General features: G+C 73.7%; 22 protein-coding genes. 11 read left to right on the top strand and 11 right to left on the bottom strand.

The window, feature by feature from the left end; genetic code table 11:
- Positions 1-47: 47 nt before the first annotated feature.
- Positions 48-1,067, bottom strand: coding sequence for a glutamine synthetase (gene glnII / locus ACIPAE_RS14600; protein WP_402445291.1), 1,020 nt, complete (start codon positions 1,065-1,067; stop codon positions 48-50).
- A 223-nt stretch (positions 1,068-1,290) separates the two neighbouring features.
- On the opposite strand from glnII, the gene ACIPAE_RS14605 reads away from it, so the two are divergent.
- From ACIPAE_RS14605 to ACIPAE_RS14615, 3 genes are all read left to right on the top strand, one after another.
- On the top strand, positions 1,291-1,665 hold the full coding sequence (locus tag ACIPAE_RS14605) for a 5-carboxymethyl-2-hydroxymuconate Delta-isomerase (protein ID WP_366412276.1): 375 nt from the start codon (positions 1,291-1,293) through the stop codon (positions 1,663-1,665).
- 2 nt (positions 1,666-1,667) lie between these two features.
- Positions 1,668-2,537, top strand: a complete 870-nt coding sequence (locus ACIPAE_RS14610; protein ID WP_329374365.1) for a Gfo/Idh/MocA family oxidoreductase — start codon at positions 1,668-1,670, stop codon at positions 2,535-2,537.
- 132 nt (positions 2,538-2,669) lie between these two features.
- Positions 2,670-3,038, top strand: a complete 369-nt coding sequence (locus ACIPAE_RS14615) for a hypothetical protein (protein WP_329370242.1) — start codon at positions 2,670-2,672, stop codon at positions 3,036-3,038.
- A gap of 99 nt (positions 3,039-3,137) precedes the next feature.
- Here the strand turns inward: ACIPAE_RS14615 and ACIPAE_RS14620 are convergent, their stop codons facing one another.
- Positions 3,138-3,584, bottom strand: a complete 447-nt coding sequence (locus ACIPAE_RS14620) for a group II truncated hemoglobin (RefSeq protein ID WP_328463196.1) — start codon at positions 3,582-3,584, stop codon at positions 3,138-3,140.
- A gap of 165 nt (positions 3,585-3,749) precedes the next feature.
- On the opposite strand from ACIPAE_RS14620, the gene ACIPAE_RS14625 reads away from it, so the two are divergent.
- Complete coding sequence (locus tag ACIPAE_RS14625; RefSeq protein WP_402445294.1) at positions 3,750-4,757, top strand: NADPH:quinone reductase; 1,008 nt, start codon at positions 3,750-3,752, stop codon at positions 4,755-4,757.
- A gap of 145 nt (positions 4,758-4,902) precedes the next feature.
- On the opposite strand, the gene ACIPAE_RS14630 is transcribed toward ACIPAE_RS14625, so the two are convergent.
- The 4 genes from ACIPAE_RS14630 to ACIPAE_RS14645 form a co-directional block, all read right to left on the bottom strand.
- Positions 4,903-5,373 carry a Clp protease N-terminal domain-containing protein gene (locus ACIPAE_RS14630; RefSeq protein ID WP_402445296.1) on the bottom strand — a complete coding sequence of 157 codons (471 nt, stop codon included), beginning with the start codon at positions 5,371-5,373 and terminating at the stop codon, positions 4,903-4,905.
- Positions 5,374-5,380: 7 nt separating this feature from the next.
- Positions 5,381-5,575, bottom strand: a complete 195-nt coding sequence (locus ACIPAE_RS14635) for a helix-turn-helix domain-containing protein (RefSeq protein ID WP_328463190.1) — start codon at positions 5,573-5,575, stop codon at positions 5,381-5,383.
- Positions 5,576-5,817: 242 nt separating this feature from the next.
- Positions 5,818-7,095, bottom strand: coding sequence for a serine hydrolase (locus ACIPAE_RS14640; protein WP_402445299.1), 1,278 nt, complete (start codon positions 7,093-7,095; stop codon positions 5,818-5,820).
- 168 nt (positions 7,096-7,263) lie between these two features.
- On the bottom strand, positions 7,264-7,950 hold the full coding sequence (locus tag ACIPAE_RS14645; RefSeq protein WP_402445301.1) for a MarR family winged helix-turn-helix transcriptional regulator: 687 nt from the start codon (positions 7,948-7,950) through the stop codon (positions 7,264-7,266).
- 45 nt (positions 7,951-7,995) lie between these two features.
- Here ACIPAE_RS14645 and ACIPAE_RS14650 point away from each other — a divergent pair, with 45 nt between their 5' ends.
- On the top strand, positions 7,996-8,997 hold the full coding sequence (locus ACIPAE_RS14650) for an EamA family transporter (protein WP_402445303.1): 1,002 nt from the start codon (positions 7,996-7,998) through the stop codon (positions 8,995-8,997).
- Positions 8,998-9,176: 179 nt separating this feature from the next.
- Complete coding sequence (locus ACIPAE_RS14655) at positions 9,177-9,809, top strand: NAD(P)H-binding protein (RefSeq protein WP_366412270.1); 633 nt, start codon at positions 9,177-9,179, stop codon at positions 9,807-9,809.
- 39 nt (positions 9,810-9,848) lie between these two features.
- Here the strand turns inward: ACIPAE_RS14655 and ACIPAE_RS14660 are convergent, their stop codons facing one another.
- From ACIPAE_RS14660 to ACIPAE_RS14670, 3 genes are all read right to left on the bottom strand, one after another.
- Positions 9,849-11,048 carry a serine hydrolase domain-containing protein gene (locus ACIPAE_RS14660; protein WP_402445305.1) on the bottom strand — a complete coding sequence of 400 codons (1,200 nt, stop codon included), beginning with the start codon at positions 11,046-11,048 and terminating at the stop codon, positions 9,849-9,851.
- Between the two features lie 324 nt (positions 11,049-11,372).
- Entirely contained in the window at positions 11,373-13,301 is a 1,929-nt protein-coding gene (locus tag ACIPAE_RS14665) for an ABC transporter ATP-binding protein (RefSeq protein ID WP_402445307.1), read from the bottom strand.
- Positions 13,298-15,268, bottom strand: coding sequence for an ABC transporter transmembrane domain-containing protein (locus tag ACIPAE_RS14670; RefSeq protein ID WP_402445309.1), 1,971 nt, complete (start codon positions 15,266-15,268; stop codon positions 13,298-13,300). The genes ACIPAE_RS14665 and ACIPAE_RS14670 overlap by 4 nt, the downstream gene beginning before the upstream one ends.
- 139 nt (positions 15,269-15,407) lie before the next feature.
- On the opposite strand from ACIPAE_RS14670, the gene rpmG reads away from it, so the two are divergent.
- Both rpmG and ACIPAE_RS14680 read left to right on the top strand, forming a co-directional pair.
- Positions 15,408-15,572, top strand: a complete 165-nt coding sequence (gene rpmG, locus ACIPAE_RS14675) for a 50S ribosomal protein L33 (RefSeq protein WP_328463179.1) — start codon at positions 15,408-15,410, stop codon at positions 15,570-15,572.
- 5 nt (positions 15,573-15,577) lie between these two features.
- Entirely contained in the window at positions 15,578-15,838 is a 261-nt protein-coding gene (locus ACIPAE_RS14680; protein WP_329370262.1) for a type B 50S ribosomal protein L31, read from the top strand.
- A 139-nt stretch (positions 15,839-15,977) separates the two neighbouring features.
- On the opposite strand, the gene ACIPAE_RS14685 is transcribed toward ACIPAE_RS14680, so the two are convergent.
- Positions 15,978-16,850, bottom strand: coding sequence for an ABC transporter permease (locus tag ACIPAE_RS14685; RefSeq protein WP_402445312.1), 873 nt, complete (start codon positions 16,848-16,850; stop codon positions 15,978-15,980).
- Entirely contained in the window at positions 16,847-17,803 is a 957-nt protein-coding gene (locus ACIPAE_RS14690; protein ID WP_402445314.1) for an ABC transporter ATP-binding protein, read from the bottom strand. The genes ACIPAE_RS14685 and ACIPAE_RS14690 overlap by 4 nt, the downstream gene beginning before the upstream one ends.
- Before the next feature lie 134 nt (positions 17,804-17,937).
- On the opposite strand from ACIPAE_RS14690, the gene ACIPAE_RS14695 reads away from it, so the two are divergent.
- From ACIPAE_RS14695 to ACIPAE_RS14705, 3 genes are all read left to right on the top strand, one after another.
- Entirely contained in the window at positions 17,938-19,263 is a 1,326-nt protein-coding gene (locus tag ACIPAE_RS14695; protein ID WP_402445316.1) for a sensor histidine kinase, read from the top strand.
- Positions 19,260-20,018 (top strand): response regulator, encoded by a 759-nt coding sequence (locus ACIPAE_RS14700; RefSeq protein ID WP_402445317.1) that lies wholly within the window; start codon positions 19,260-19,262, stop codon positions 20,016-20,018. Before ACIPAE_RS14695 ends, ACIPAE_RS14700 begins: the two co-directional genes overlap by 4 nt.
- Positions 20,019-20,420: 402 nt before the next feature.
- Entirely contained in the window at positions 20,421-22,847 is a 2,427-nt protein-coding gene (locus tag ACIPAE_RS14705; RefSeq protein ID WP_402445319.1) for a hypothetical protein, read from the top strand.
- Positions 22,848-23,018: the final 171 nt, after the last annotated feature.

Genomic DNA, 23,018 nt, shown 5'->3' on the forward strand with positions numbered 1-23,018 from the left:
TTCGGCGGAGGCGCCCCCTCGCGGGCCGGAGTGGTACGGACCCGGTCTCAGACCAGGCCGGCCTTCTCCAACGCGCTGCCGCAAGTGTCCACGATCAGCCGCGTCACCACGTACGGGTCGATGTTCGCGTTCGGGCGGCGGTCCTCGATGTAGCCCTTCTGGTCCACCTCGACCTGCCACGGGATGCGCACCGACGCGCCGCGGTTGGAGACGCCGTAGCTGTACTCGTTCCACGGGGCGGTCTCGTGGGCGCCGGTGAGGCGGTGCTCGACGCCGGGGCCGTAGTTCTTGATGTGCTCCAGCGGCTTGTCGTCGCGGCCCAGCGCCTCGGCGGCCTCGATGATCGCCTCGTAGTTCTCGCGCATCTTCTTGGTGGAGAAGTTGGTGTGCGCGCCCGCGCCGTTCCAGTCGCCCTTGGCGGGCTTGGGGTCGAGGGTGGCGGAGATGCCGAAGTCCTCGGCGGTGCGGTAGAGCAGCCAGCGCGCCACCCACAGGTGGTCGGAGACCTCCAGCGGGCTGAGCGGGCCGACCTGGAACTCCCACTGGCCCGGCATCACCTCGGCGTTGATGCCGGAGATGCCCAGGCCCGCGGCGAGGCAGTTGTCGAGGTGCTTCTCCACCACCGGGCGGCCGAAGATCTCGTCGGCGCCGACCCCGCAGTAGTAGCCGCCCTGGGGCGCGGGGAAGCCGTTCTCCGGGAAGCCGAGCGGGCGCGAGCCCTGGAAGAACGTGTACTCCTGCTCGATGCCGAACAGCGACTCCTGGTCGGCGAACTTCTCGGCGATCTCCCGCAGCGCCGCGCGCGTGTTGGACTCGTGCGGGGTGCCGTCGATGTCGAAGACCTCGCACAGCACGAGCTTGTCGTCGCCGCCGCGGATCGGGTCGGCGAAGGTGGCGACCGGCTTGAGTACGCGGTCCGAGGCGTGACCCTCGGCCTGGTTGGTGCTGGAGCCGTCGAAGCCCCAGATCGGCAGCTCGGCGCCGTCGGCGAGAATCCTCGTCTTCGAGCGGAGCTTGGCCGTCGGCGCGGTGCCGTCTATCCAGATGTACTCAGCCTTGTAGGTCACGGTGACGCCATCCTTAACGAACGTGAGCGCGGGTGCGGCCCCGAGCCGCGCTGATCGGGCCGGTACGCAGCGTCCCAACGGCGGTTTTCCCATCCGTTGCCCAGGTGTTAACCACGTGTGAACTGACCGCCGTGACCAGCGGGAACCTCCTCATCCGCCCCGCCCGTCCCAGAGGGTGCCCGCATTACCCGGGCCGGCACCCGGCCCGGGTAGGGTCGGTGACATGCCGCACAGCATCGTGGAGTACTCCGCCGAACTCGCCGACACCTTCGACCGACCCCGTTTCGCCAAGGGCCTGCACGAGGCCCTCGTGCGGATCGCCGGCGGCCGGGCCGCGGGCTGCAAGACCCGCTTCGTCCGGCTCGACGAGACGTACATCGCCGACGGATCACCGGGCTACGCCATGGTCCACGTGCAGGCCGGCATCCTGTCCGGCCGCACCCCGCAGGTGAGGCGGGAGCTGGCCGAGGCGGTGCTGGAACTGCTGCGCGACTCCGTCCCGCCGCTGCCGGCCGCGGAGCTCCAGATGTCGGTCGACGTACGGGAGCTGGACCGCGAGACGTACGCCCGCCACGAGACGCCGGCGGTGAGTTCATGACGCTGCGGGTGGGGCTGTTCGGGACCGGCCCGTGGGCGTCGAAGGCGCACGCACCGGCGCTGGCCGCCCACCCGGGCGTGGAACTGGCCGGGGTGTGGGGGCGCCGGCCGGAGGCGGCCGAGCAACTGGCGCGGGAGTTCGGCGGGCGTGCGTACGGCGACCCCGACGCGCTGATCGACGACGTGGACGCGGTGGCGATCGCCCTGCCGCCGTCCCTCCAGGCACCGCTGGCCGCGAAGGCGGCGCGGGCCGGACGCCATCTGCTGCTGGACAAGCCGCTCGCGCAGACCGTCGAGGCCGCGCGGGAGGTGGTCGCGGCCGTGGAGTCCACCGGGGTGCGCTCGGTGGTGTTCTTCACGCTGCGCTTCGACGCCGGCGCGTCCGGGTGGCTGGAGCGCCAGGCCGCGGCCGGGCAGTGGTTCACCGGCCGCGCCGACTGGTACGGCGCGGTCTTCGGCGGCGACACCAGCCCGTACGCCGACTCGCCGTGGCGGCGGGAGAAGGGCGGACTGTGGGACGTCGGCCCGCACGCCCTGTCGGTGCTGCTGCCGGTGCTCGGCGACGCCACCGAGGTGCACGCGGCCCGCGGCCCGGGCGACCTGGTCCACCTGACGCTGCGGCACGACTCCGGTGCGTCGAGCACCTCCGTGCTGACGCTGACCTCGCCGCCGGCCGGCGCCGGCGTGGCGATCGAGTTCCGGGGCGCGCCCGGGATCGCGACGTTTCCCGACGGTGTCAGCGGCCCGGCGACCGACGCGATGGCGCGCGCGATCGACGCGCTGACCGCCGCGGAACCGCACCCGTGCGACGCCCGGTTCGGGCTGCGGGTCACGGAGATCCTTGCCGCGGCGGAGGAAGCGCTCGGCTCGTAGGGGTTCTGGCCTCCGGTTCCAGGGGGCAATTCCGCCCGGGTGCGCGCAAAGAGCGCACCCGGGCGAAAAGGATCACGGTCAGGGCGTGTTGCACCCCTACCGGACACCGTGGCCGATGCCTATCGTCGAAGGATGAACGCTGCGGACTGGTGGTCGATCGAGGTCATGGACGCCGAGCACGCGGAGATCTCCGCCGCGGCATGGCGCGACGCCCACACCCAGGCGCTCGCCGAGTCGCTGGTGACCAACGGCGCGACGCAGTGGGAGTGGTACACGCACAGTTGGGGCGTCGTGCTCGAAGTCGCCTTCCTGACGGAGGAGTCGTGGCTGTGGTGGCGCTCGCTCCCCGGCACCCGGGCCGCGCTCGACGCGGTGCCGGACCCGCTGGCCGGGCTGCTGGTGCACCGGGGGCACGGCGGGGCGTCGGGCAGCTATGTGCCGCGCGGCCCGCGGATCGCCCCGACGGCGGACCGGGTGGAGCTGCCCGAGCCGTCGATGTAGCCGACAGCGGGTGACGGGCCACGGGGCGCGGGTCGCCGGCTACGGGATGCGGGTGACGGGGCGCGGGTCGCCGGCCACGGGTCACGGGGCGCGGTGAGCTCAGTCCAGCCCGTCCCACCCCCAGCGCGGCGTCGGCCCCGGGTCGCCCACGGTCGCGCCCGGCTGGGACACCGACTTCGCGATGCGCGTACCCCACTCGACGTACTCCGCGAAGCGCCGCTGCAGCAGGGCGTCGGCGGGCAGTTCCTTCGCGGCCGTGGCGAGCATCAACTCCACCCACCGGGCCCGCTGTTCCTCGGTGATCGCGAGGTCGACATGGTGGGAGAGCAGGGCGTGGTGGCCGCCGAGCTTCGCGCTGTACTCCGCGGGGCCGCCGAACACCTCCGACAGCCACACCACCACGTGCTCGACGTGGGTGGGCGTGAAGTCGGCGAAGACCGGTGCCAGCAGGGGGTCCTGGAGGACCTGGTCGTAGAAGGAGTCGATCAGGCGGTGCAGGGCGTCGGCACCGCCGAGGGCGTCGTAGAAGCTCGGCTGCTCGGGCATGTGTCCCATCCTCGTTCCGGGGAGGGCCGGGAGCACGCGGCTTCGCCGCGAGCGCACCAAACGGAGCAGCGGCTTCCGCGAGGAGGGGGCGAACGAGGGCAAGTGCCGTTCCGTGGTCGCGCCGCGCCGGGAAGAGAAGCGCGGCGGGAGTAGTTTGCACTGATCATGAAGGCCATCGTTTACACCACCAGTGGCGGACCCGACGTACTCACCCTCACCGACCGGCCGGAGCCGGAACCCGGGCCTGGTGAGGTGCGGGTGAAGGTCCGGGTCTCCGGAGTCAATCCGACGGACTGGAAGTCGCGGCAGGGCACGGAGCCGGAACGGCCGCAGGTGCCCAACCAGGACGGTTCCGGCGTGATCGACGCGGTCGGCGCGGGCGTACCGGCCGAGCGGGTCGGCGAGCGGGTGTGGCTGTGGGAGTCGGCCCACCGGCGGCCCGACGGCACCGCGCAGGAGGTCACCACGGTGCCGGCCCGGCAGGCCGTACCGCTGCCGGACGGTGCGTCGTTCGACCTCGGCGCCAGCATCGGGGTGCCCGCGATCACCGCCCACCGCGCGCTGACCGTGGCGGAGTACGGCCCCACCCGGCTGGCCCCCGGCGCGCTCGACGGGCGTACGGTCCTGGTCGCCGGCGGCGCGGGCGCGGTGGGCAACGCCGCGATCCAGCTCGCCCGTTGGGCCGGCGCCACCGTCATCACCACGGTCAGCGGCCCGGAGAAGGCCGCGCTGGCCACCGCGGCCGGCGCGCACCACGTCGTCAACTACCGCGAGCAGGACGCGGCGGCCGAGATCCGCCGGATCGCGCCCGACGGCGTGCACATCGTGGTCGAGGTCGCCCCGGCGCACAACGTGGAGCTGGACGCGGCCGTCACCGCGAACAACGCGGTGATCGCGTTCTACGCGGACGACTCCCAGGAGTTCGTCGTGCCGGTCCGCCCCTCGATGTTCACGAACCTGCGCTGGCAGGGGCTGCTGCTCTACACGGTGCCGGACGAGGCGAAGGACGAGGCCGTGGCCGCGATCTCCGCCGCGCTCGCCGACGGCGCGTTGCGGGCCGGCCCGGAGGTGGGGCTGCCGTTCCACCGTTTCCCGCTGGAGCGCACCGCGGAGGCACACGAGGCGGTACGGGACGGGGCGGTCGGCAAGGTGCTGATCGACGTGGCGCCGTAGGGAGTTCGCAGGCGGTGTAGCCGTTTCGCGGAGGGCGTGCGGGCGGCGTGGGGGCGGTGCGCGCGGGCGGGCGCGAGGACGGTGCGCGCGGGCGGGCGTAAGGACGGTGCGCTTACGGCGTGGCGCGCGCGGAGGTCGTACGGGGTCAGGTGGCGGCGAGCCGTTGCCTGACCTCGTCCGGGTCCAGGGAGAGCGCGCTCAGCAGATCCGCCGCCGGGTCCGGGTGCCGGGCGGTGAGCAGCGCCAGCAGGAGGTGGCGTGGCTCGATCCGCCGTCCCTTGTCCTCGCGGTCGGCGAACCGCTTGGACTCGCCGACCGCGGAACGCGCCGAGGAGTTGAGCGGCAGTCGCCGGTTGCCCCGGGTGGGCGGCGGGGCCAGCGGCATGTCCAGGTGGACGCCGATCGCGCGGAGCGCGTCACGGTCCATCGCGTCCATCGCGGACCGCCCTTCGGCGAGGGTCGCCCCCAGCGCCCGCGCGGGCGGTTCCTTCGGGAAGTGCATCAGCGCGAGCAGCAGGTGGTCGGTGCCGATCCTGCGGTCGCCGCGCCGTTCGGCTTCGATGCGCGCGAGTCCGAGCACCGGCTTGAGCCGTGGTGCCGTGCTGCTTTCCGACATGGCCGCCTCACTTCCCGTATTTGGCGTGCACGGACTGGCGGGACACCCCGAGAGCGTCCCCGATCTGCTCCCACGACCACCCCTCGCGCCTCGCGAGTGCCACGTGCGTCGCCTCCACCTGCTCGGCGAGCCGGTGCAGGGCGCCGACGGCACGCAGGCCGACGGAGGGGTCGTCCGAGTCGATGACCGCGGTGAGGTCCATGCGTGTCAGTTTAGATTGACGAGTATCGGGGTGTCAACGCAGACTGACAGACGGGTGGGGGTGGTGGCCGTGGCCGCGCCTGGTGCGGCCTGGGGCAGCTTGTTGCGGGATTCGGGTCGCAGGTCGCAGGTCGCAGGTCGCGGTACGCCGGTTGCCGGTTGCCGGATGCGGGCTCGGGGCGGCGGTGCGGGACGGGGGGCGGCGGTGCGGGACGGGGAGCGGCGGTGCGGGACGGGGCGGAGTCAGGCGGCGTCGACGTATGCCTGCGCCGCCGCGCGGGCGACCCGTTCGACCTGGTCGATGCCGCCCTGCTCGGACTTCTGCCCGGACGACAGCACGCTCACCAGCAGCCGGTGCCCGTCGTACGTCACCTCGCCGATGCTGTTGATGTCCCACAGCCCGGTGGCGCTGCGCTGGAGCCAGCCGTTCTTCAGCGCGTAGCCGGAGTCGTCGGAGTCGGCCGCCGACACGCCCCAGCGCTCGCCGTCGATCACGGACCTCATCAGCCCGGAGACGTACGCGCGCGAGGACGCGGAAAGGGGCGAGTCACTGTCGAACACCGCGTGCAGCAGGGCGATCTGGTCGCTCGCGGTGGTCTGGGTCAGCCCCCACAGGTCGCCCTCGCCGCCGACCGTGTCGTCCAGCCCGAACGTCTTGTTCGCGGCCGCCAGCCCCGCGCTCCGCCCGATGGTCCGCCACAGGTCGAGCGCCGCGTCGTTGTCGCTGCGCTCGATCATCGCGGTCGCCAGGGTCCGCTGCGCGGCGGTCAGCCGGGTGCCGGCGTGCTGGTCCTGGAGCAGCAGCGTGGCGAGGATGTCCACCTTGACGATGCTCGCGGTGTCGTACGAGGCGGCGCCGGTCTCGTACGTGGCCGCCGCGCCGCCGTCCGCGTCGGTGACCGCGACGGACACGTGGCCGCTGACGCCGAGGGTGCGGACTGCCGTGGTCACGGCGGCGTCGGGCGAGGTGGTGGTCTTCGCCGCGGTGGCGGTGGCCGACGAGGTGGTCGTGGCGGTGGCGGTGGCGCGAGGCGTCGACTGCGTCGCGGAAGTGGTGGTGGTCGCGGTCGGTACGGTCGTGTCGGCGGTCGGGCTGGTGTCGGAGCCCGCCTTCGCGGAAGGGGACTGCACGATCGTGGCGAGGGTGAGGACGGCCATCACGGCGAGGGCGGTCACGGAGATCAGCAGGGGGCGGACCCAGGGGCGGGCGGGGGAGGGGTCGGATTCGGGCTCGGGTTGGTCGGGTGCCGTCTGCTCGGGTGTGGTGGGCGTGGTGGGTGCCCCGGGTGCCTTGGGCGCGTCGGGTGCCGCGGGTGCCCCGGGTGTGTCGGGTATTTCGGCCGGGTCGGCATCCTCGGCGCCGGCGTCCAGGGTGCCGGTGGATTCCGGGGCGTCGGAGCGGTCGGCGCCTTCCTTCGCCACCGGTTCGCCCGGCGCCGCGCCCGTACCGTCGTCGTGTGTGCCGGCCATGGCCGCCCACCCCCCGCCTTCGCGGTCCGCCAACGGTCTGTGCTCTTCCATGCCGCCGACGGTAGGAAGGGATTCTGGGGTTCCCCTGAGAGCCGGGTGGCAATCGTCTGAGACACGCCCCCCGCGAGGCGCCTGCGGACAACGGCCGACGCTATGCGCGAAGTGTTGTCGCCGGGTGTCCCCGCCGTGACGATCGGCGCACCGGCCCCCGGGGTGGCGTCACGCGGTCCCGTCGCCGGTCCCGTCGCCGAGGGACAGCAAGAGGGTGCGCAACGCGTCGGCCAGGGCGTCCCGTTCGTCCGCGTCGAGGGCGGCGAGCAGGCGATGCTCGTTGGCCACGTGGGCCGGGAGCGCCTCGTCGATCAAGGCGCGGCCCTGGTCGGTGAGCCGGACATGGACCACGCGGGCGTCGGCCGCGCTGCGGCTGCGGGCGACCAGGCCCGCCGCCTCCAGCCGGTCCAGGCGCTGGCTGACCGCGCCCGAGGTGACCATCGCGGCCTGCATCAGCTGGGCCGGGGTGAGGTGGTGCGGGGGGTCGCTGCGGCGGAGCGTGGCGAGGACGTCGAAGGAGGCGGCGTCCAGGCCGTGCTCGGCGAAGACGCGGCGCAACTCGCCCTCCAGCAGGCGGGTCAGCCGCTTCAGCCGGCCGATCACCGCCATGGGGGAGGCGTCGAGGTCGGGGCGGCGGCGGGACCACTGGTCGAGTACGAGGTCGACGTGGTCGCGGGCGGCAGCGGGTGTGGCCGCGGAAGCGGGTGCGGGTGTGGGTGTGCGCTCCGTCTTCGGTTCGGGTTCGGGCTCCGGCGCCGCCGCTCCGGTTCCCGTTCCCGTTCCCGTTCCTGGTCCTGGTCCTGTTTCGCCGGGCTGCCCGTCGGCGCCGTCGTCGCCGTGCTCCGTGTGCGTCATGGCATCACACTAGCCAATCTCTTAGCGCTGAGATACTTTCTCTTAGTGCTAAGAAACCGGGCGGGGATCGTCCTGCTCACCGCGCTCGCCCCCAGCGTGTGGGGGACCACCTACTACGTCACCACGGAATACCTGCCGCCGGACCGGCCGCTGCTGGCCGGCGTGCTGCGCGCGCTGCCGGCCGGTCTGCTGCTGGTGGCGATCACCCGCCGGCTGCCGCACGGGGTGTGGTGGTGGCGCTCGCTCGTGCTCGGCACCCTGAACATCGGCGCCTTCTTCGCGCTGCTCTTCATCGCCGCGTACCGCCTGCCCGGCGGAGTAGCGGCGACCGTCGGCGCGCTGCAACCCCTGCTGGTCGCGGTGTTCTCCGCGGCGCTGCTCGGTGACCGGCTCACCGCCCGCACCGCTCTCACCGGCGTGGCCGGAGTACTCGGCGTCAGCCTGCTGGTGCTCAGGTCCGGCGCCCGCCTCGACGGCCTCGGGATCGCCGCCGCGCTGGGCAGCGCCGTGGTCATGGCGACCGGGGTCGTCCTCAGCAAGCGGTGGCCCGCGCCCGCGCCGCTGCTCGCCGCCACCGGCTGGCAACTCGTCGCGGGCGGACTGCTGTTGCTCCCCGTCGCCCTGCTGGTCGAGGGCCCGCCGCCCGCGCCGACCGCCGGGAACGTCCTCGGCTACGGCTATCTGGCGCTGGTCGGTGCGGCGCTCGCGTACGCGCTGTGGTTCCGCGGTATCCGCGAACTCCCCGCGGTCAACGTGACCTTCCTCGGCCTGCTCAGTCCGGTGGTCGCCACCGTCGTGGGGTGGCTGGCGCTGGGTCAGGAGCTGACGGCCGCGCAGGCGGCGGGCGCCGCGCTGATCCTGGGTGCGCTGGTGGTCGCCCAAGTACGGCCCAGGGCCAAGCCGTTGGACGTGGGTGCTTCGGGTGCCTCGCGTACTTCGGCCGGCTCGGATGCCTCGCGCACCTCGCACGTCTCGTGTGCCTCATCCGGAGGTCCGGTCCAGGCCGCCGCCGCGCCACGACCGTCCGGTCGGCGATTCGGGCCCTGAACGAACCGTCCGCGAGGGCGAGTCGACCCGGAGGCCGGTGCCGCACCGTACTCCCGTACTCCCGTACTCCGGAACCCGCTCCCGTATGTCGCCCGCCCGGCCTCCCGGAACGGTTCGACCGGCCGGCCCCCGCGGAACTCCGCTCCCCACCCGCCCCTTCCCAACCGATGGAGTCAGCCATGCGTATTACCGTCTTCGGGGCCGCCGGAGCCGCCGGCCGCCGGATCACCGTCGAGGCGCTGTCCCGAGGGCACGCGGTCACCGCCGTCGTACGGTCGCCCGCCCGTTTCGCCGAACTGCCCGACGGCGCCCGCGCCCGCGTCGGAGACGCCCTGTCCGCCGCCTCGGCAACGGAGTCGGCCCGCGACCAGGACGTCGTGATCGCCGCCACCCGGCCCGCGCCCGGGCGCGAGGGCGAACTCGTCCTCGCCACCGAGGTGTTGCTCGCCGCCGTGACCGTCACCGGAGCGCGGCTGCTGGTGGTCGGCGGCGCCGGCACCCTGACCGTCCCGTCCGGCGGCACCGTCGCCGACGCACCCGACTTCCCCGCCGACTGGCTGCCGATCGCCCGCGCGGGCGCCGAACAGCTCGACCGCTGCCGCGCCGCGCCCCTCGCCGACTGGGCCTACCTCAGCCCCGCCGCCCTCCTCACGCCGGGCGAGCGCACCGGCCGATACCGCCTGGGCGCAGACGAGTTGGTGACCGACCAGCACGGCGTCTCGGCGCTCTCGTACGAAGACCTCGCGGTGGTCCTGCTGGACGAGGCCGAGCACCCCGAGCACCACCGGTGCCGGTTCACGGCCGCTTACTGATCAGGCCGGCGCCCCAACACCTCCTCATTCGCAAGGCCGTTACGACGACGCGCGGCCGCACAGCGCGTGGTCGGTCAGCGTCTCCACCGCGCGGTTCACCTTGTCCTGGTCGATCAGGGCCGTGGTGGTCGTGATCGACACGGTCACCGCGCGGCGGCCGTCGGCGGAGACGGCCGGGCGGGTGTACACGCCAAGACCGTCGCCCTCGTGCATGTCGTAGGTGCCGCCGCAGGTCAGCGGGACGACGCGCAGCCCGAGGCCGTAACCGCCCTGGGTGCCGGCGGGCGGCACGGGCAGGTCGTCGTAGGGGACCGTGGTGCGCATCTCGGCCAGTTGGGCGTCCGGCAGCAGGGTGCCGGAGGCGAGCGCGCGGAAGAACGAGTTCAGGTCGCCGGGAGTGCTGACGACCCCCGAGTCGGCGGTGTGCTGGAAGCTCTGATCGGTGAGGTCGACGGGCTTGCCGTCCGGGCCGGTGATCGTGACGCGCTCGTGCGGGCCGACCAGATACGGGTCGGCGCCGGGGATGTAGGTGTGGCGCAGGCCGAGCGGCGCGATCACCCGGTGCTCCACCAGCTCCCGCCAGTCCTGGCCGCCGCTCGCCTTCTCGGCGATCATCGCGGCCAGCAGGTAGTTGGTGTTGGAGTAGGCCCAGCGGCCGCCGCCGGGCGTGAAGAGCGGCGGATGACTCATCGCGATGGTGACCAACTGCTCGGGCGGGGTGTCGTCGAAGCGGTTCTCGTCGAAGTGGTTGATCATGCGGTCCTGGACGTCCGGGTCCTCGACGTAGTTGTAGATCCCGCTGGTCTGCTGGAGCAGGTCGCGCACGGTGATCAGGCGGCCGTCGTTGCCATGGCCGCTGACGACCCCGGGCAGCCAGTGGTCGACCGTGTCGTCCAGCGACAGCTTGTGCTCGGCGACGAGTTGGAGGACCACCACCGCCGTGAACGTCTTCGTGGTGCTCGCCACCCTGAACTCCGGCTCCCACGGCACGGGCGCCTTCGAACCGACCCCCGCCGTGCCGTACCTCGCGCGCAGCGGGCCCTCGCCCCGCCGGTCCACCCGCGCCACCACGTTGATGTCCCCGCCGCCGGCCGCCCGTACCGCCGCGAGATCCTTGCGCAGGTCCGCCGCCGAGTAACCGCCGCCCGCACGCGTATCCGCCCCCGCGGGCACCGCCGCGAGCGCCGACGCGGCCAGCGCCACCACCCACGCCACCACGACCGTCCGCTTCCCCGTCACCGCAACCCGCATCGCATTCCCCCGTCACTCGGCTCGCCCGTGTCCCTCACGGGCACCACACGTCGAGTCAAGCGCCGCGCCCGCCGATGTGCGATGCGGCTGCCACCCGGGGGAGGGGTAGGGAGATCCCCCCGACGCCGGGGCACTTCCTCGGCTGAGCGAGCGTCAGCGGTCCGGGAGGGGCACGGCGCGTCCCCCCGTGCCCGGGGCAGCGGCCGGAACCGTGTGGCCGGAACCGCGTGGCCGGAACCGAGGTGCCGTGGCCACCTGGCCGGAACCGCGTGGCCGGCACCGAACCGCCGTGCGGGTGGGTGTCAGTGGGTGTCAGCTGGGGCGCGACCAGGCGTCCCACAGGGCCGCGTACGTTCCGCCGGCCGCGCGCAGCGCCTCGTGGGTGCCCTGTTCGGTCACCCGTCCTCCTTCCATGACGAGGATCGTGTCGGCGGTGGCGGTCTGCGAGAGCCGGTGGGCGACGAGGAGGGCGCCGCGCCCGCGCAGGACCGTGGCGGCGGCGGTGTCGAGCAGCCGTGCCGAGTCACTGCCGCCTTCGGCCGTGGCCTCGTCGAGCACGACCACCTCCGGGTCGAGCAGGAACAACCGGGCCAGGGCGAGGTGTTGGGCCTGGCTGGGGGCGAGGTGGTGGCCGCCGGCGCCGATCACGGTGGCGGCGCCGTCGGGCAGCGCGTCGACCCATCCGCTCGCGCCGACCGCGTCGAGGGCGGCGGTGACCTCCGCGTCGGACGCGTCGGGCCGCGCCAACCGTATGTTGGCGGCGACGGTGCCGGCGAACAGGTGGGTCTCCTGGGTGACGAGGGCCACCCTGCGGTGCAGCTCGGCGGGGGAGAGGTCGGCGAGCGGCACTCCGTCCAGCGCCGCGGTGCCGCGCCGGGGTGTACGGAGCCCCGCCAGCAGCGTGGCCACCGTGGACTTGCCGGAGCCGGTGGTGCCCACGACCGCCACATGCCGACCCGGCTCGATGCGCACGCTCACGTCGTGAATCACGTCAGGCCGGTCGCCGTAGCCGAAGTCCGCGCCGTCGAGTCCGAGGACGGGCCCCCGCCCGGACCGCGACTCCTGTCCCGCCTCCTCGCCCGGCCGGACTTCTCCCGCCGGAACACCGGGTGCGGGCACGGGCTCAGGCGTCGGCCCGGACTTCGACGAGGGCTCCGCCGCGGAATCCGGTGCGTTCCCCGCCACCGCTGCCGCCTTCGCGGGCGCCGCGTCGAGGACCCCGATCAGGCGGGCCAGCCCGGCCGCCGCCTGCTGCACGCTGTCGAACGCGCCGAGCACCGCGTTGATCGGGTCGAAGAGCCCCACGAAGAAGAGGGCGGCCGTGGTCGCGGCGCCGACGCTCGCCGTGCCGGACCGCACCAGTACGGACGCGGCGAGCAGGATCGCGCCGAGACCGATGAACTCCGCGACGTTGAGCCGCCCGAAGAAGCGCGTGGCGGTGCGGGTGGCCTTGAACTCGTACTGAGCCGCGGCGAGGGACGCGTCCTCGACGCGGGTGTACTGGCGGCCGCCGAGCCGCAGTGCCCGCACGGTCGGCAGCGCGGCGAAGGCGCCCAGGAGGGCGGAGGTGCGGTGACCCTCGGCGGTGCGTCCGGCCGCGTAGATCGGGCGTGACGTGCGCAGGTACCAGCGCAGGGTGTGCGCCTGCAGGGGCACCGCGAGCAGCCCGGCGATCGCGAACCGCCAGTCCAGGGAGGCCAGTCCGACCAGGGTGGCCAGGATGGCGAGGGCCGCGGTCACGAAACTCCCGAATCCGCCCTGCGCCGCTTCGGTGACGCGCTCCACGTCGCCGGAGACGCGCGAGACGAGGTCGCCGCTGCCGCCCGCCTCCACCGTGTCCACCGGGAGGGCGAGCGCGGTGCCGACCACCTCCTCACGCAGGTCGGCCACTTCGGGCAGCACGACGCGGGCGAGCAGGACGTTCGACGCCCAGGTGGCCGGCGCGCCCAGGACGGCCGCGGCGGCGAGCAGGGCCACCGGTCCGATCACCGCGGAGGTGCCGCGGCCGTCCACGACCGCCTGCGTCACCCAGCCGATGGCGATCGGGCCGACGAGGCCGAGCGCACTCTCGGCGACCATCACGGCCGTGGTCGCCGCGAGCAGCAGACGGCGTCGGCGGAGCGCGGCGCGCAGATACCCGCGGGTGCGGCGGCCGTCGGCGACCGGGAGCAGCGGCCGCTCGGCGGCGGGTGCGGCGGCCGGGCCGGTGGCGGGGGCGACGGTGGAACCGGCGGCGCTCATCGGGTCAGCAACTCACGGTAGGCGGCGTTGTCCCGCATCAGGCCGGCATGGGTGCCGCTGTCCGCGCTGAGCAGGGTGACGGCCGGTTCGGGCGGTGACCCCTCGCCCGCGGGGCTGGGGTCGCCAGTGTCGCGATCCTTGCCGCGCGGTCGGACGGCACCGCCGTCGGCAACCCCCGTGTCGCCGGGGCCGGTCGGGCCCTGCTTGGTACGGCCCTCCGCCGCGGCGCCGTCCCTTCCGCGGCCGGCTGCCGCCACCTCCTCCGGCGCGTCGGCGTGCAGGAAGAACACCCGGTCGCAGCGGGAGAGCAGCGCGGGGCTGGTGGTGACCAGCAGCGAGGTCAGTTCGTCGCGCGCCCGCAACTCGCGCAGGCGGCCGGCGATTCGGTCCTCCGTCGCCGCGTCCACGGCCGTGGTCGGGTCGTGCAGCACCAGCACCGGCGGGGCCGCCGCCAGAGCGCGGGCGAGGGCGACGCGCTGCCGCTGCCCGCCGGACAGGCTCTCTCCGCGGTCTCCTACGGGCGCCTGCGCGCCACCGGGCACCGTGGCGATCACCTGGTCCGCGAACGCCGCCCAGGTGCCGCGCTCCGCGGCCTTCGAGTCGGGCGCGAGCAGCGCGATGTTCTCCGCGATGGTGCCCGGGAACAGCACGGCATCATGCGGCGACACCAGCACCCGGGCCCGCAACTCCTCCAACGGCACCTCGCCCACCTCCTTTCCACCGATCTCGATCCGTCCCGCCCCGGGCTCGCCCTCCCGCACCAGCAACCCCGGAATCCGCCCGGCCAACCCGGGCACATCGACCACCAACCCCGTCAACTCCCCACGCTCAGCCACGAACGACACCCCCGCGAACCCACCGACCTCGACTCCCGCCACCACAACCCGCGCCCCCTGTCCCTCCGCCCACTCACCCGGGAGAAAGCCGTCCCGCACTTCCTCCCGCATCCCCACGACCTCGAGCACCCGCCCCGCCGACGCCACCGCCCGCGCACACGCCGCGCTCGCCCCCGACACCACCTGCATCGGTCCCACCACGAATCTTGCCAATCCCAAAGCCGCCACAAACTCCCCCAAACCCATTCGACCCGAAAGTGTGAGCCACCCGCCCACTCCCGCGATCACCGCCAAGTACGCGCCGGTGAAAGCCGTTCCCACCGCCGACAGCAGCGACTGCGACGACACCGCCCGCAGCGACGCCCCCAACGCGGCCCGGCTGGCCCGCCCGTACTGTTCCGCCGCGGTCCGCTCCGCCCCGATTCCCTTGAGCACGCGCATCCCGCGCACCAGGTCCTCCGCGAGCACCGCGGCCTGCCCGGCCTCGTGCTGCTCGGTTCCGCTGTGCCGCCGCAACCGCCGCGCGACCCGGTCCTGCACGACCAGCAGCAGCGCCGTGCCGAGCAGGATCACCGCTCCCAGCGGCAGCGAGAACCACAGCAGCAGCGCCGTGGAGACCGCGAGCACCGCCACCGCCGCCACCGTCTGCGCGACGATCCCGGCGAACGCGCCGACCCGGCCGGCGTCGCTCGCCGCGCGGGTGAGCAGGTCGCCGGGGGCGAGCCGTATGCCGCCGGTAGGGCGCAGCACCCGCTCCGTCACCCACATGCGCACCACGTGCCCGGTGTGCTGCTTCGCCCGCATGCTCGCCCGCGCGCCGAAGCGGTACGACAGCGACAGCAGCACGAAGTCCGCGGCGAGCACACCCAGCCACAGCGCGATCGCCCACCGGCTGCCGCCCGCGACGGCCTGGCTCACCGTCGCCCCGACCAGCACCGGCACCATCGACTCGCCGAGCTGGTGCGAGCTGTAGAGGGCCGACGCGGCCACCAGGTCCCGACGCCGCGCCCGCAGCGCACCCCACAGCAGCGCGCGCGACGACGGCCACTCGACCGCGGGTGCCGCCGGCGGGGGCGCGGCGGGAGAGGGAGCGGCCGGCTGCGGCGGTATCGGTGGGGCGTCGACTGTCACCAGACCGACCCTAAAGGCCCGTCCGGTGGCGTACGCGCACCACGAAGCCAAGCAGTATCGCTGACCGGCCACACCCGCCGCCGCGAAACTGATCCCGCTCAGCCCTTGAAAATGAAAACCAAAGTCGTATAGTGGGGGCATGGCCAGAAACGAACTGCGTCCCGTCGTCAAGCTGCGGTCCACCGCGGGCACCGGCTACACCTACGTGACCCGCAAGAACCGCCGGAGCGACCCCGACCGCATGACCCTCCGCAAGTACGACCCCGTCGTGGGTCGACACGTCGACTTCCGTGAGGAGCGCTGAACACCATGAAGCCTGCGATCCACCCCGCCTACCGCCCCGTCGTCTTCCGCGACCGCGCCTCCGGCCACGCCTTCCTGACCCGCTCCACGCTCACCACCGACCGCACCGTCGAGTGGACCGACGGCCGTGCCTACCCCGTCTTCGACGTGGAGGTCTCGTCGGCGAGCCACCCGTTCTACACGGGCACCCAGCGCGTCATGGACTCCGCCGGCCGCGTCGAGCGGTTCAACCGCCGCTACGGCCACGCGGCACCCGAAGAGCGGTGAGGCCCCTGCCGCCCCACCGCCGGGGCGCGCACCCGCGCCAAGCCGCCCTCGGACGGAGCAGGAACCCGGCCCGGCACGTCCGACGTGCCGGGCCGCATCATGTCCCGGCACCCGGAGCATGCCCTGGCACCCGGGGTCCTCAGACGTCGCGACGCCGTATCACCACCACGGCGACGACCCCCGACACGACCGCCCACGCCGCCAGCGCGATCCACGAACCGTGCACCGACGCCGGGTACTTCCCGAAGTCGATCGGCGCCGCCGGATTGGCGACCAGCCGACTCTGCGCGTCGCCCGGAAGCGTGTTCCCGATCTGCCGCAGCAGCTTGTAGCGGTCGCCCCCGAACAGCAGCGGCACCAGGAACAGCAGCGCCACCACCGCGACGACGGAGGCGGTCGCGTGGCGGAACACAGCGCCCAGTGCCATGCCGACCAGCGCGCACACGGGCGCGATCAGCGCATACGCGGCGACGCAGCGTATGCACCCGGGATCGGTGATCGACAGGCCGACATGGCGCGAGGCCAGCATCGCGTTGCTGCCGAAGAAGGACACCGTGGACACCGTCGTCCCCATCACCAGCGTGACCGCGGTGACCACGACCAGTTTCGCGAGCGCCACCGCCCGCCGGTCGGGCACCGCCGCGAACGTCGTACGGACCATGCCGGTCGCGTACTCGCCGAACACGGTGATCGCGCCGACCACGGCCGCCGCGAGCATCACCAGGTCGGCGGAGATCTGGTTCAGGCCGTGGAAGATCGGGTCGTACGTCACCGGCCCGCGGCCCGGCATCGGTGGCGGCGGGTGGTCGATGTAGGTGAAGTCGGAGCGGACGGCGTTGAGGTTGACCACGACGGCGACCACGACGCACGACGCGAGCACCCAGTACGTCGACCGCAGCGACCGCAGCTTGATCCACTCGGCGGCGACGAGGTCGGTGAACCGGGGGCGGGGCCCGTCCCCGTCCGCCGAGAGGAGCGGATCGCCGGACACGGCAAGGGACGCTGAGCTCATCGGGTCCCTCCCGTCCGGTGCCCGGACCCGGTCCGGGCCGGTGGCCCCGCCGGGTACTCGACGCTGTCGGCGGTCAACCGCAGGAAGGCGCTCTCCAACGACGACGACCTGGTGGCCAGTTCATAGAGCGTGAGGCCATGGCGCCCGGCGAGTTCGCCGATCCGGCGGGCGGACAGCCCCGACACCTCCACCGCCTCCTCGGACTCGGACGCCTGCCGCACCGTCGCGCCCTCCTCCGCCAGCAGCGCCGTCAGCGCCGCCACGTCGGCGGTGCGCACGCTGACGACCGCAACTCCGTGCGCTGCCCCCGACAGGGAGGCGAGGTGCTCGTCGGCGATCAGCCGGCCGCGCCCGATCACCAGGACCTGCTCGGCGGTGTGCTCGATCTCGCTCATCATGTGACTGGAGACCAGCACCGTGCGGCCCTCCGCGGCGAGCCGGCGGAACAGGCCGCGTACCCACAGCACCCCTTCCAGATCAAGGCCGTTGAGGGGCTCGTCGAACAGCAGCACCCGCGGCTCCCCGAGCAGCGCCGCCGCGATGCCGAGCCGCTGCTTCATGCCCAGCGAGAAGCCGCCGATGCGCCGCCCGGCGGCCTTGCCGAGCCCCACCTCCTCCAGCACGTCGGCGACCCTGCCGCGAGGGATGTGGTTGCTGCGTGCCAGCGCCGACAGGTGCGCGGCGGCGCTGCGCCCGCCGTGCACGTCCTGGGCGTCGAGCAGTGCCCCCACGTGCCGCAGCCCGCGCGGGCGGTCGGCGAACGGCACTCCGTCGACCGTGACGGTGCCGCCGCTGGGGGCGGTCAGGCCGAGGATCATCCGCAGGGTGGTGGACTTCCCGGCCCCGTTCGGGCCGAGGAAGCCGGTGACCCGTCCCGGACGTACACGGAACGACAAGCCGTCGACGGCGACCGTGGCACCGTAGCGCTTGGTCAAGTGCGTTGCTTCGATCATGGCTTCACGGTGCCGGGCGCGCCGCCCGCCCCGCATCGGGCCGCGGGCCGCATTCCCGGGGGCCGTGCACCAGCCCCCGGGACTACACCTTCGGGCCAATGTGCCGCCCCGCCCCGGGCGCCTACGATCGGCGCATGCCCGCCGCATCCCGTACTCCGACGCGTACGCCCCTGCTCAGGCGTCCGCCACTGGGCGTGTGGGTGGCCGTCTTCTGGTTGACGGTCGTCCTGGTGCGCAGCTTTCAGCGCCGCGACGAACTGGCCCACCTCACCAATCTCAACGGCAACATCGAGGACGGCTCGCTCCTCGTCACCGCCCTTGCCACCACCTTCGTCGCCCTGCTGGTCTTCCGGCTGCCACTGGCGGCCCTGGTGGTCTCGCTGTCCGGGTCCGTCGCCGCCATCGGCACCGGCGTGCCCGAGGCACCGGTCGTGCTGTTCCTGCTGGCCGCTGTCGTCATCGGCTACATCACCGCGACGCGCTCGCGCCTCATGTCGGTGGCCGGCGCCGTCCTCTCCTGCGTGGTCGTGCTCGCCAGCCAGGACAACGGCGCCGTGTGGGCGGCACTGACCGCCATCACGTTCGTCGCCTGGCTGGTGGGCAACACCGTCCGGCAGAGCCGTACGCACACCGAGGCCCTGCGCCGCCGCGCCACCCAGCAGGCGGTGACCGAGGAGCGGCTGCGGATCGCCCGCGAACTGCACGACATGGTCGCCCACAGCATCGGCATCATCGCCATCCAGGCCGGCGTCGGCAGCCGCGTGATGGAGACCCAGCCCGCCGAGACCCGCAAGGCGCTGGACGCCATCGAGGCCACCAGCCGCGAGACCCTGTCCGGCCTGCGCCGCCTGCTCGGGGCACTGCGGGAGACCGACACCGACGGTGGCGAGCCGCCCCGCGACCCGGCGCCGGGCCTCGCCGACCTGGGCGGCCTCGTGACCACTACGCACGAGGTGGGCGTACGCGTCGAGGTCCGCTGGAAGGGGCAACGCCGCCCCCTGCCGCCCGACATCGACCTGTCGGCCTTCCGCATCGTCCAGGAGGCGGTCACCAACGTGGTCAGGCACTCGGGCACCCGGGACTGCGCGGTCACCCTCGACCACCGGCAGGACGCGCTGCTGGTGGAGGTGGTCGACCTCGGCTGCGGCGGCCGGCCGCCCACGGCGAGCGGCGGCTACGGCATCGTCGGCATGCGCGAGCGGGTCAGCCTGCTGCACGGCGAGTTCAGCGCGGGCCCGCGCCCGGGCGGCGGCTTCCGGGTGGCGGCGCGGCTGCCGCTGCCGGCGGGTGACGCGGGCGCGGTGGCGACCGCGGAGACCGGTGGCCGCGCGGGCGCGCGGGAGCGTACGGAACCGGCGACGGATACGGCACCTGCCGGTGCTGCCGGTCCCGCGGGCGGGGAGCGCCTGCCCGGGCACGTCACCGAGCCCGCTTCACCCGCCGGACGGGTTCGCGGATGATCCGCGTCCTCCTCACCGACGACCAGCCGCTGATCCGCACCGGTCTGCGCGTGCTGATCGCCGACACCCCGGACATCGAGGTCGTGGGGGAGGCGGGCGATGGCGCAGACGCGGTTTCGCTGGCCGGGCAACTGCGCCCGGACGTCGCCGTGATGGACATCCGCATGCCCGGCATGGACGGTATCGAGGCCACCCGGCTGATCACGGGCGCGGCCGGCGACGGGACCCGCGTGCTCGTCCTGACGACGTTCGACGACGACGAGTACGTGTACGCGGCGCTGCGGGCCGGGGCGAGCGGGTTCCTGCTCAAGGACATGCGGCTGGAGACCATCCTCGACGGCATCCGCGTCGTCGCGGCCGGCGAGGGGCTGATCGCGCCCGCCGTGACCCGCCGGCTGATCGAGGAGTTCGCCCGGCGGCCGCCGTTCGCCGGCGCACCGGCACGCGCACCGTCACGGGGAGGGGAAGCGGGTCGGAGCGGGCGGCGCCGGGAGGCCGGGCACAGAGGGCAGGACGAGCCGCACGGGCAAGAGGGGCAGGACGGGCGGGACGAGCGACTGCGCGGCATCACCGACCGTGAACGGGAGGTGCTGACGCTTGTCGGCCGCGGGATGTCCAACACCGAGATCGCGCAGACCCTGTTCATCAGCGTGGCGACGGCCAAGTCCCACGTGGCGCGGCTGTTCTCCAAACTCGGCGCGCGCGACCGGGTCCAGCTGGTGATCATCTCGTATGAGACAGGGCTCGTGGGCTGAATATCGGACTTCTCCTGCGGGCTGTGGATAACTTTGCGCACGGAGGTGGACGCAGCCCGTAACGTGGTTCTCGCGTGGTGCAGGGAGCACCGCGTTCATTCCCGTCCGGGAAGCCGGGGATGACGGGGGATACCAGGGGTGCCGGGGGTAGAAATGGACGGGTTCGTTTTCGGAGAGTTCCGCGTGGTGGTCGGCGGCCGCGGCCACGGCGTGAGAGTGGAGCGCGCCGTGCCCGAAGGCGGTCGGCGAGGCGGCGGCCGGGGCGGGGGTGAGGGCGAAGCCGACCCGGCTCAGCGCGTGCCGCGGCGGCGGGCGAACCATCCGCACACGGGCGCGGTGGGCACGCTGGTGGGGCGGGAAGAGCAATTGGGGCTGATGCGCAGCGCCGTGCGATCACGCCGCATGGTCGAATTCACCGCGAAATGCGGCTCGGGAAAGACCTCTCTGCTGCGCGCCGTCGCGCCGGATGCATATATCCGCGTCGGTGCCGCCGATCTTGAGGATTTCCTCCAGGACATGGTCCGCGAATTCTACGAGTACCCGCCGGGAGCACCCCGGTTGACCACGGACGAGTGCCGGCGCGCCCTCGAGCAGGTCGTCGCCGTCGTCGCGTTGGACGACGTGGGATACGGCCCGTTGCAGCTCGCCGATCTGCGGGACGCGTTACGCGGGTGCGCGGTGCTGATGGGCGCGGTCCGCCCGGGAATCGGGCGGCTCGGGGTGTCCCACCCGCTGCCCGGCCTCACCTCCGCGGACGCGATGACCTTGCTCTCCCGCGACCTCGACCGGATCGTCTCCGAGTCCGAACTGCCGCACGCGCGACGACTGGTGGCCGCGGTCGGCGGCAGACCGCTCGCATTGCGCCAGGCCGCCGCTCTGGTGCGGTACGAAGGCCGCCGCTTCGCCGAGTTGGCGCAGGAGGTCGAGCTGGACCCGGGGGTGCTCGACGAGTTGGCGATCGCCGCGCTCGACCCGGAGTCCAAGCGGGCACTGGCCGTGCTCGCACTGCTCGGCGGCGCCCACCTGCCCGCCCGACTGGTCGCGGCGATGGCGGAAGTGCCGGCCGGCGCCGAGCGGTTCGACCGGCTGTGCGCGCGAGGGCTCGCCGAGAAGCGCGGTGACCGCTTCGGCCTGCCGACCGGGCTCCCCGAGCCCTACCTGCGACTGCTCCACCGCCACCTCGACTTCGGCGTCTCGCTGCGGGCCCTCGGCAGCTGGATCGAGGCGCGCGACCCGTGCGGCGCCGAGGCGAGCCAGGCGGCGGACGCGGCGGTGCCCTTGCTGGACACGGCGGCCGGCCGCCGCGAGTGGGACACGGTGATCGCGCTCGCCGCGATCGTGGAGCCGGTGCTGTGTATCCAGGGGCACTGGAGGTCCTGGCAGCGGACGTTGGAGATCGGGCGCATCGCGGCCCTCGAACTGCCGGACGTCGTGGCGGAGGCCCACTTCGCCCACCAGGAAGGCACACTCCATCTCCTGGAAGGCCGTCCGGATGCGGCCAGGGACGCGCTGGCCCACGCGTTGGAGCTGCGCACCCGCCATGCGAGGGCCGCGGACGGCAGCGCGGCGGAGGAGACCCGGGCCAACCTGGCGCTCGTCGCGGGCGATTCCGGCGACTGGCGAGGTGCGGGCGGCGCGGGCGTCCCGCGGGCCTCTCTCGGCGGGCGACTGGCGGGCATGGGCCGTGCGGCGAGCCGCCGGGCGCGGGCCCGGGCACGTCGGCGGCGCAGAGCACTCGTGGGAATGGGCGCGGCGACCGTGGTCCTCGCGGCCGGTGTGGCGGTCGCGGTCGGCGCCGTCGGGAGGGACGGGCTGGGCGGAGCGGGCGGCTCGGGCTGGCACCACAACGCCTCGGCGGCCGGGGCCAAGGGCGGCCCGGCGGCGTCGGGCGGCCTGCCCGGCGCCCACCGGATCGACGGCGGCACCAAGGACCAGGACGCCCCCGGCGGCACCCTCCCCACCGGGTCCGACGACCCGGCCGACCCGGGCACCGCACTGAAACCCCTCACGATCAAGGGCACGGGAGACTACGGCGACGTGCACGAGGGTTCGGCCGCCGCCCCGGTCGCCAAGCTGACCATCACCAACCCGAACGGCAGCCCGGTCCCCCTGGACGCGATCAGCCTGTCCGCCCGCTCCGACTTCGCCATCACCACGGGCTCGTGCCACACCGGCGAGGGCATGTCGCCCGGGTTCCTCGACGACGAGGCGGGCGGCGGTCCGGCACCGGCCAAAGGGCTGGCGGCGGGCACCAGTTGCAGCGTGAGCGTGCGGTTCGCGCCCACCGCGCTCGGCAGGCGCGCCGACACCCTCACGGTCAGCTACGGCAAGGACGGCAGGAGCACCGCCCGTCTCACCGGCCGCGCCTTCGCCACGGTCAAAGTGACCGTCACCCCGGACACCGGCGGCCGGCGACACGGTTACGTCGACATCGCCGCCGACGGAACCACCACCAAGTGCGACCAGCCCACGCCCTGCACGGTCCGCTACTTCGACGCGAAGGCCCCGCTCTCCCTCAAAGCCCACGGCGACCCCGCGGGCGCCGACAGCTCCGGCGCCGCCGGGGACACCGGCGCCACAGCCGGCGTGAGCGATAGCGGCGGTTCGAGCACGGCGGGGAGCATAGGCGGCGCCGGTGATGCGGGCGATTCGAGCACGTCCGGGGGTTCCGGTGCGTCCGGCGGATCGTCCGGGGCCGGCGGCACCGTGAGCGAGCCGTATCAGCCGGACACCTGGACCGGTCCGTGCGCCGGTTCGGTGGACGAGTGCGACCCCACCCCGGGTGGTGATGTCACCACCAGCGTGCACTTCGCCCCGGGCAGCTCATGACTCGTTGGTTCCGAACTCGGCCGCGGGGCACGGCAGTTTACGGAGGGGCCGGGTGCGGGCCCGCGCACCGGCTCGCCACGTCCCCGGTCCGCAGGCCGGCCTGTCCGACCGGCTCGGTGCGAAGACCGGCCCGACCGGCGCCGCCCGAGCCGACCGCCACACCGAGCAGCC

The organism is Streptomyces sp. NPDC087270, assembly GCF_044744625.1.
In the GTDB taxonomy this organism is placed as follows: domain Bacteria; phylum Actinomycetota; class Actinomycetes; order Streptomycetales; family Streptomycetaceae; genus Actinacidiphila.

What these genes read in the sequence shown, in the direction of transcription:
- ACIPAE_RS14665 (WP_402445307.1), bottom strand. Translation starts at nt 13,301, where the DNA reads ATGAGCGCCGCCGGTTCCACCGTCGCCCCCGCCACCGGCCCGGCCGCC.
- ACIPAE_RS14655 (WP_366412270.1), top strand. Translation starts at nt 9,177, where the DNA reads ATGCGTATTACCGTCTTCGGGGCCGCCGGAGCCGCCGGCCGCCGGATC.
- ACIPAE_RS14615 (WP_329370242.1), top strand. Translation starts at nt 2,670, where the DNA reads ATGAACGCTGCGGACTGGTGGTCGATCGAGGTCATGGACGCCGAGCAC.
- ACIPAE_RS14620 (WP_328463196.1), bottom strand. Translation starts at nt 3,584, where the DNA reads ATGCCCGAGCAGCCGAGCTTCTACGACGCCCTCGGCGGTGCCGACGCC.
- ACIPAE_RS14635 (WP_328463190.1), bottom strand. Translation starts at nt 5,575, where the DNA reads ATGGACCTCACCGCGGTCATCGACTCGGACGACCCCTCCGTCGGCCTG.
- ACIPAE_RS14700 (WP_402445317.1), top strand. Translation starts at nt 19,260, where the DNA reads ATGATCCGCGTCCTCCTCACCGACGACCAGCCGCTGATCCGCACCGGT.
- ACIPAE_RS14605 (WP_366412276.1), top strand. Translation starts at nt 1,291, where the DNA reads ATGCCGCACAGCATCGTGGAGTACTCCGCCGAACTCGCCGACACCTTC.
- ACIPAE_RS14645 (WP_402445301.1), bottom strand. Translation starts at nt 7,950, where the DNA reads ATGACGCACACGGAGCACGGCGACGACGGCGCCGACGGGCAGCCCGGC.
- ACIPAE_RS14640 (WP_402445299.1), bottom strand. Translation starts at nt 7,095, where the DNA reads ATGGAAGAGCACAGACCGTTGGCGGACCGCGAAGGCGGGGGGTGGGCG.
- ACIPAE_RS14625 (WP_402445294.1), top strand. Translation starts at nt 3,750, where the DNA reads ATGAAGGCCATCGTTTACACCACCAGTGGCGGACCCGACGTACTCACC.
- ACIPAE_RS14685 (WP_402445312.1), bottom strand. Translation starts at nt 16,850, where the DNA reads ATGAGCTCAGCGTCCCTTGCCGTGTCCGGCGATCCGCTCCTCTCGGCG.
- ACIPAE_RS14630 (WP_402445296.1), bottom strand. Translation starts at nt 5,373, where the DNA reads ATGTCGGAAAGCAGCACGGCACCACGGCTCAAGCCGGTGCTCGGACTC.
- ACIPAE_RS14695 (WP_402445316.1), top strand. Translation starts at nt 17,938, where the DNA reads ATGCCCGCCGCATCCCGTACTCCGACGCGTACGCCCCTGCTCAGGCGT.
- rpmG (WP_328463179.1), top strand. Translation starts at nt 15,408, where the DNA reads ATGGCCAGAAACGAACTGCGTCCCGTCGTCAAGCTGCGGTCCACCGCG.
- ACIPAE_RS14680 (WP_329370262.1), top strand. Translation starts at nt 15,578, where the DNA reads ATGAAGCCTGCGATCCACCCCGCCTACCGCCCCGTCGTCTTCCGCGAC.
- ACIPAE_RS14705 (WP_402445319.1), top strand. Translation starts at nt 20,421, where the DNA reads ATGGTCGAATTCACCGCGAAATGCGGCTCGGGAAAGACCTCTCTGCTG.
- ACIPAE_RS14690 (WP_402445314.1), bottom strand. Translation starts at nt 17,803, where the DNA reads ATGATCGAAGCAACGCACTTGACCAAGCGCTACGGTGCCACGGTCGCC.